The organism is Mucilaginibacter sp. P2_D11 (genome assembly GCF_056404435.1).
This window is the reverse complement of record NZ_JBFUEA010000054.1, coordinates 1-1,081: the sequence shown is the minus strand read 5'-3', so window position 1 is coordinate 1,081 and position 1,081 is coordinate 1. Positions and strand designations below refer to the sequence as shown.

The 1,081-nt window shown below is 44.9% G+C and carries 1 protein-coding gene; it reads left to right on the top strand.

All coding sequences use genetic code 11. The features are described 5' to 3' along the window. The coding region (locus AC1DXC_RS27300) for a family 43 glycosylhydrolase (RefSeq protein WP_477462338.1) at nucleotides 1-1,081 on the top strand (1,081 nt) is incomplete at both ends.

Genomic DNA, 1,081 nt, shown 5'->3' with positions numbered 1-1,081 from the left:
CGCGGCGATAGTGACTATCACAGCTTCGAATGGTAATGCCAGGCGAATTCAAATTACTCAGCCAATTAATGAAGATCTGGAAGTAAAATGGGCAAAAGTTTCGCCGAAACTTTTCACCAATAATGCCAATCCTTTATTAGATTTTATATTTACGGCCGACCCAACAGCTGTAGAATACAACGGAAGAATTTATGTGTACGCCACCAATGACCATCAACAGTTTGAGAAGGTAGGGAAGGATGGGAAAAACAGTTACGGGTATATCCGTACACTGGTCATGATGTCTTCCGATGATATGGTTAACTGGACTTATCATGGCCTCATAAATACAGCCATACTGGCGCCATGGACTTCTGCGTCGTGGGCGCCTTCCATTACCTCCAGGCTGGAAGCAGATGGTAAAACGCACTTCTATCTGTATTACTCCAATGGCGGTGGTGGCTCCGCCGTGCTTACTTCCACCTCTCCGGTTGGCCCCTGGAAAGACCCATTAGGAAAAAACATAGTCGACCGTACTGTCCCCGGTGTGGATGTCGAAAATCCATTCGATCCCGGAGTTTTGATTGACGGCCAGGGCACAGGCTGGCTGAGTTTTGGGGCCGGAACGCCTAAAACAAAATATATGCCGGATAATGCCCGGATCGTCAAATTAGGAGCAGATATGATCAGTTTAGCCAGCAACATTTCTAAGATACCCGCCCCTTATTTTAATGAGGCCAGCGACCTTAACTTTATCAATGGGACCTGGGTTTATAGCTATTGTACGAATTGGGATGAACGCACTGAATGGCCTTATACCAATATTGCTAAACCAACCGCATGCAACATATCTTATATGACGAGTAAAACACCCTTAGATAAGGATAGTTGGAAGTATCGCGATAATTACTTTAAGAATACCGGCGAAGTTAACGTGGGTCCTATGACAAACAATCACAGTCACGTGTTCAAGTATAAAGGGAAATATTACCTTGCTTACCATGCCATGTATCTACAGGATTATTTTGATACTAAGGGTGGTTTTCGTAATGTGGGTATCGAGCCCATACCGGTGGATGAAGCAAATGACGTGACTTTCCCC